Source organism: Enterococcus sp. 3H8_DIV0648, from assembly GCF_002140655.1.
GTDB lineage: Bacteria > Bacillota > Bacilli > Lactobacillales > Enterococcaceae > Enterococcus_A > Enterococcus_A hulanensis.
In genome coordinates, this window is sequence record NZ_NGLG01000002.1 from 808190 (window position 1) to 813856 (window position 5667).

Genomic DNA, 5667 nt, shown 5'->3' on the forward strand with positions numbered 1-5667 from the left:
ACTTTGGAACAACTGAATCAAAATTTGGAATCTTAACAAACGGACAAGAATATAAGTTTTTTACTGATTTAGATGAACCGAACAAAATGGATCTTTCTCCCTTTTTAACAGTGGATATTACAAAAATTAAGGATAATCAAATCCCAGAACTTGCAAAATTTCATAAAGATAATTTTGATGTAGACAAAATTACTAGTTCAGCAGCTGAGTTAAAATACTTAAGTTCACTAAAAGAATATCTATCGACTGAATTGGATGAACCCTCCGAGGATTTCATATCTAGATGTGTATAAGAGACAGGAAAAAACACTGATATATCAACGCTTCTAATTAGTTCGAGAGGAAATTATAACGCAACAAAAGGAATGCTCAGCGTTTGACTCAATTATTTCTCTGGGAAGTAAAAATATGATTACCCGACATTAATTATCTTTTTTTAACACAATTAATATTCCACCAAGGAAACAAATTAGCGTAACTCTCCCACCGCTAAAGGAAGTTAATTTCGCTGATAGACACACTTTCCGCTGAACTTATTGATTTTCTCTCCAAACCTAGTACACTAAAGTTGAGCATAAAAACACATGGCGGTTGGTAGTCCGCCGCATGAAAATGTCAGTAACCTGCCCTCCCTGGGTTGTCCCTTGCTTGAAATCCAATTAAGGGAGGTGTCATCATGAAGTTGACGATCTACTTCGATGGCAGTTTTTGGTGCGGCTTGGTAGAAGCTGAAACCGATGGCCATTACCAAGTTATCCGATATGTTTTTGGGGCTGAACCAAAAGACGCGGATGTTTTCGCCTTTATCGCGAAACGTTTGCCGCGTTTATTGGATGAAGCTGGAACTGTCGCCGCTGAGAAAAAGTCTGAGAAGAAAATCAATCCGAAGCGAATGCAGCGATTGATTAATCGTGAAAAACGACAGCCAGTCGTTTCCACCAAGGCGCAGCTTGCGATCAGCGAATTACGGGAACAAACTAAAACGCTCAACAAGGCGCAAAAAAAGCTGAGAAAAGCCCAAGCCGCCGAAGCCCGTTTCCAGCAAAAGCAAACCAAGAAACGCGAAAAGCATAAAGGACACTAAAAAAGTTTTGCGAACCAGCAGCAGCGAGTTCATGAAACCCAATAAAAAAATACAGCCGCAGCTGTATTTTTTTATTTTATCTATGCCAGATCTTGATCTTATCACTAACAAAATAGTTATCGATTCCTTGAGGCAGCTTCCAATTTACGCTGACACGTCCCGGTCTGCGATAGTCGCCGTCGCTCTCATAATTTTCATAAAGAACGAACCAAGGAACTAATGAAGTCCCCTTCCCATTTTCATCCATATAGCGATCATCCGTATCAAAGCGAACAACATCTCCCGAATCATCGAAAGTAAATCGCCCTTTCGCACTCACGCCATTCCACGTGATCGTTCCTTCGATTCTTCGCTCATCAAGTGTCCGCCAAGCGACATAATCCTGCAAAAACAACCCCGGCATAAAAACCGCATCAGCCAAAGCTGTGATCAATTGTCCTTGATCCATCTCAGGTCCAGTCGAATTAAACAATTGAAAATGCTTAGCAATAACTCCGATCATCGCTCCGCGCCCATCCTTCACACTATCTCTCACCTGAACAGGCAGCCCAAACATCCGTGCCTGCAGAAAAGCATAGCGATCTGGTCGATAAACAAAGTTGACCTGGCAAAAATCGATCGCGATCGGCGCTTTATCCGCAGACATACGAAACTTGGTATTTCCAAAACGAATCTGCATATTGCGCATCAGCGGTCGATTGACATAACCATTTTTCTTTAAATATTTCTTCAATAACGGCGGCAGCTGTTCAATTGACTCCTCAGTGATCAGTTGTGGTTCAGGTGGAAGCTCTTCCTGTTGAAAAGAATCTTCGATATCCGCCAAGTATTTATTCCAAGCAGATCCGCCCGGCAGAAAAAAATAAATGACTATAAGTGCTAAAACAATTACTAGACCCCATAGCAGCATATCTCATCCTTCCTTTCATATACAATTTTGTGGTTTATCTCTACTATATATGAAACCGAAAGTATAAACATGAGGCTAAGGGCTTATTTCGATAAGTTCAATAAAGTCGAAAAAGCTATCACCCAAATCGATGATGATAACTTTTGATCAGCTCCAACACTTTTTATCCCTTCAACCGTTTGCACATAAAATAGTGGGTTTCATCTTCCAACGGATGATTGTCGATTTGTCCGATAATCTCATAGCCATGATGTAAATAGAAAGCTGGTGCATTAAAACTCATCGTTTCCAAGAAGACGAGAGAGCACTGTTCCTTTTCAGCAATTTGTTCCATCTCAGAAAGCATTCGGCTGCCAACTCCTTTTCCACGTATCTTGCCATCCACATAAAAAAGCTCGATGCGCAAATAATGCCAATGAATCTCTCCAACGATACGACCAAAAATCTGACCGTCCTCTTCACAAACAAGGCTGATGGATTTAAATTCATACTGCGAAAGTTCAGGTACCGTCTCAACGGTATATTCATCTAATTGTTTAATTATTATCTGTTTGTTTTCTAAATAATCTCTTGTTTTAATTTCCATGATTGCTTTTTCCTCCAATTTTTTAGACAAAAAAATGCTGGATAAGATTTATCTTATCCAGCAATAGTTGCCCTCCGACTAACAGTACTCAGTCTAACAGAATGAAATCCGTTGTCAATAACTAGAGTTTTCTTATTTTGTATAGAGCGAGATTCAATTTTGATGATAACTTCAACGATTGTATTAGGCTTCCTAGTTCACAATCCGTGTAGTAAAAGCAGCTTCCTCCTTCTGCACTTGAAGCGAACTCCTCATCAGCTGTTGGACTAAAATGGAAAGAAAAAAGTTTTAGTGAAATAAAACAATCGATTGAGCGCATCTATCACAAGGCATTCGCGGTTATTGCTAGAGATATGCCAGAGGTTCCACCTTTTATTTTCCAAAGGACTAATCAAATAAGCCCGATATGCCAGTCGTCGCATCAGCAAACAGAATCAATCGTGTCTGCTTAATTTACTAACAGAAAACTTTAATTTATTTAGGTAACCTGATAAAATGATGGATGACATATCATTATTCCATATGAATAGGGGTTATAAATCCATGGATGAAAAAGAACTAAATTTGACCGTGACTGAAAAGTACTTTGAATTAAACAGTTTATTCATGCAATTCTTTCGAGAAAATTCTCGTGGTCCATTCAAATTTGAAAACCGCAATCGCGGCCAAGGGCAAATCTTGAGCATTATTCGTCAACACGGGACCATCTCACAAAAAGATTTAGTCAGCCGTCTAGACATGCGTCCGCAATCGGCATCCGAGATGATTCGCAAGCTTGAGAAAAAAGAATATATCACTCGTGAAAAATCGCTGGAGGACAAACGCGTCATGAATATCCATTTGACTCCTCGCGGAAAAATCGCAGCTCAACAAAGTGATGATTTCCAACCTGTCGTCTTAGACGCGCTGACCCATGAGGAAAAAGAACAGTTTGAAAATATTTTGACGAAATTGATCAACGAGCTTGAACCACAGGTCAAACATAAGCCGCGAAATCGCTTTGGACGTCCTTGAAAATAAGCAAAAGCCGCAGGAGAACCCTCATTCTCTTGCGGCTTTTGTTGTGCTTATTTTTTTCGACTGTTGATTTTTTTTGTAATAAATCCGATCACAAAGACCGATAGTATCTTGAATAGCAGTGAACGAACGGCACTGTTTTGTTTTGAATCCTTCTTTTTGTTCGATTGAGGGTGGAAGCGGCCCTTCGAATGTCCCGCCTTGCTTGTCATCATAGCTTTCATTAGATTCACTCCTTGCTTGATTGATAATAACGAATTTGACTTATAGCTTACTTAGCCTAGCTTTCTGGTTGAGGATAGTTTGGTTGAACTTTTTTCTTCTTCTGTCTCATCTTCACTAAAAGCGGTCAAGTCTTCGTATTCTTCATAGTATTTTTTCAAAGACGAAGTAAACTCTGGGTCCCACGGCTTAACGTGGCCTGAGTAATGCAAAATCTTTGGATCTCTGCGAGCTTGAAAATACTCTTTCTCCCCTTCTGGATCTGGATGCTGAACTTCTCTTTTCATAATATAGCTTTGAGCATTCCATTTCGGATGAAGCTGCAGCCAATGGTCATGCAAGATCGCATTCAATGCGTCTTGATCATGAAATTTCAATTTATCAGGATTGTCGTGAATGTAGCGCAATACCCGATTCGTCACATTTTCCGATAGCCATTTTCTCATATTGATCAGCATAAAGCCTGAATTGAAGTATTTAGTTGAATCACAGGCGATCTCCATTTTCTCTAAACGATGATGGAAACCGGCATCTTCTACCGCAGCCAGCGTATACCCACTCAAATCAATCTCCCTTAACTCGGATATATCTGCCAACGCAATCATGTCGCAGTCCAGATAAAGAATTCTTTCAAGGTCTTGATCACGGAACAATTCTGGGATCGCGATCCGATAATAAGCGGTTTCTGGGATGCGATCACTCTCCACTGCATCCGCGAAATACTTCTTGTCGATCGTTAAAAAGTGCAGTGAGGCATCATATTCTTTGATCGTCTCACGCATCAACCGTTTATTGGCAATACTGATCTCATCATCAATTACGTAAAAATCAAAATCTGCTGCGGAGTGTTCGGTATTTTCGAGAATCGAAACAAAAAGTGCCGATACGTGCTCCGCAAATCCGTCATTACAACTTGAAACTACTGTAAATTTATCTTTTTTCATTTTACCTTCACCGTCTCCATAAAAATACTTTTATTCAATATCTCCATATACAATTCTTGATAAGGATGCCCCTCTAAAGTGTTCCATGGTTTATCATGGCCCGTAAAATGGACGATCGCCGGATTTTTCCGTCCCTCTTTGTATCGTTCATCATACTGTTTAGTCGGTGCCGGATGCTTGTCAAAAATCAACGACGATTGCATATTCCAACGAGGATGAATTGGCTGCCAGTTTTCATATAAAACAGCATTTAACGCATCCTGATCATGATAAATGATCTTATCTCCATTGTTTTTCAAATAGTCGATCGTTTTTTCAGTAATGTGCTCTTTGTTCCACTGAGCGACATCGATCACCATCACACCAGAATTAAAATAGTAATCATCAGATTCAACACCTAATCGTTCTAGTGCCTTCGTCTGTCCAGGATCGATGATGGCTCCGATCGTTTTTCCTTCCAAATCCTGTTGATACAATTTTTGGATATCATCCAAGATCAATGTATCTGAATCAATATACAAAATTTTGCGATAATTCTTATCCGCCAAAATCTTCGGCATTGAAATTCTGAAATATGCGGTAGTTGTAATATGGTCGCTGACTAAAAAATCTTCATAAATTTCTTCATCAACCTTAACAAATTGAATAACAGCCGCATCAGAATGTTGGTGTGCCGTTTGGATCAATTTCTCTTTACTCGATACCGAAAGATCATCATCTATAATAATGAATCGAATCGGTGTTTTTCTTGCCGTCTTGTCTAATAGCGTTGAGATCATTACACTCAGATAAGGAGCGTAATTTTCATCTGCTGCCGTGACTACGGGAATTTCTTCAATTTTCGATAGCATATATTCTTCACTCCTATCTCGTTTTTTATATTTTTTAATAACAGCTAATTACA

7 protein-coding genes and 1 pseudogene are annotated in these 5667 nt (G+C 39.5%); 3 read left to right on the forward strand and 5 right to left on the reverse strand.

The window, feature by feature from the left end:
• A pseudogene (locus A5875_RS20040) lies at positions 1-278 on the forward strand (type I restriction endonuclease); the annotation flags it as partial.
• A gap of 398 nt (positions 279-676) precedes the next feature.
• Positions 677-1084 carry a YjdF family protein gene (locus A5875_RS20045; protein WP_088935331.1) on the forward strand — a complete coding sequence of 136 codons (408 nt, stop codon included), beginning with the start codon at positions 677-679 and terminating at the stop codon, positions 1082-1084.
• A 76-nt stretch (positions 1085-1160) separates the two neighbouring features.
• Here A5875_RS20045 and A5875_RS20050 read toward each other — a convergent pair whose 3' ends face one another.
• Positions 1161-1994: a DUF6544 family protein gene (locus A5875_RS20050; protein ID WP_088935332.1), complete on the reverse strand. Its 834-nt coding sequence runs from the start codon at positions 1992-1994 to the stop codon at positions 1161-1163.
• 163 nt (positions 1995-2157) lie between these two features.
• Positions 2158-2580, reverse strand: coding sequence for a GNAT family N-acetyltransferase (locus tag A5875_RS20055; RefSeq protein WP_088935333.1), 423 nt, complete (start codon positions 2578-2580; stop codon positions 2158-2160).
• 543 nt (positions 2581-3123) lie between these two features.
• Between A5875_RS20055 and A5875_RS20060 the strand changes: the two genes are divergently transcribed.
• On the forward strand, positions 3124-3594 hold the full coding sequence (locus tag A5875_RS20060) for a MarR family winged helix-turn-helix transcriptional regulator (protein ID WP_088935334.1): 471 nt from the start codon (positions 3124-3126) through the stop codon (positions 3592-3594).
• Between the two features lie 53 nt (positions 3595-3647).
• Here the strand turns inward: A5875_RS20060 and A5875_RS23865 are convergent, their stop codons facing one another.
• From A5875_RS23865 to A5875_RS20070, 3 genes are read right to left on the reverse strand one after another with little or no spacing between them, the layout of a single operon-like run.
• On the reverse strand, positions 3648-3821 hold the full coding sequence (locus A5875_RS23865) for a hypothetical protein (protein WP_176244764.1): 174 nt from the start codon (positions 3819-3821) through the stop codon (positions 3648-3650).
• Positions 3822-3872: 51 nt separating this feature from the next.
• On the reverse strand, positions 3873-4763 hold the full coding sequence (locus A5875_RS20065; RefSeq protein ID WP_088935335.1) for a glycosyltransferase family 8 protein: 891 nt from the start codon (positions 4761-4763) through the stop codon (positions 3873-3875).
• The gene (locus tag A5875_RS20070) at positions 4760-5614 is read right to left on the reverse strand and encodes a glycosyltransferase family 8 protein (RefSeq protein WP_088935336.1); all 855 of its coding nucleotides are present in this window, start codon (positions 5612-5614) and stop codon (positions 4760-4762) included. Before A5875_RS20070 ends, A5875_RS20065 begins: the two co-directional genes overlap by 4 nt.
• Between the last annotated feature and the right edge of the window lie 53 nt (positions 5615-5667).

Coding starts and splice junctions, on each gene's coding strand:
- A5875_RS20045 (WP_088935331.1), top strand. CDS start 677: ATGAAGTTGACGATCTACTTCGATGGCAGTTTTTGGTGCGGCTTGGTA.
- A5875_RS20050 (WP_088935332.1), bottom strand. CDS start 1,994: ATGCTGCTATGGGGTCTAGTAATTGTTTTAGCACTTATAGTCATTTAT.
- A5875_RS20055 (WP_088935333.1), bottom strand. CDS start 2,580: ATGGAAATTAAAACAAGAGATTATTTAGAAAACAAACAGATAATAATT.
- A5875_RS20060 (WP_088935334.1), top strand. CDS start 3,124: ATGGATGAAAAAGAACTAAATTTGACCGTGACTGAAAAGTACTTTGAA.
- A5875_RS23865 (WP_176244764.1), bottom strand. CDS start 3,821: ATGAAAGCTATGATGACAAGCAAGGCGGGACATTCGAAGGGCCGCTTC.
- A5875_RS20065 (WP_088935335.1), bottom strand. CDS start 4,763: ATGAAAAAAGATAAATTTACAGTAGTTTCAAGTTGTAATGACGGATTT.
- A5875_RS20070 (WP_088935336.1), bottom strand. CDS start 5,614: ATGCTATCGAAAATTGAAGAAATTCCCGTAGTCACGGCAGCAGATGAA.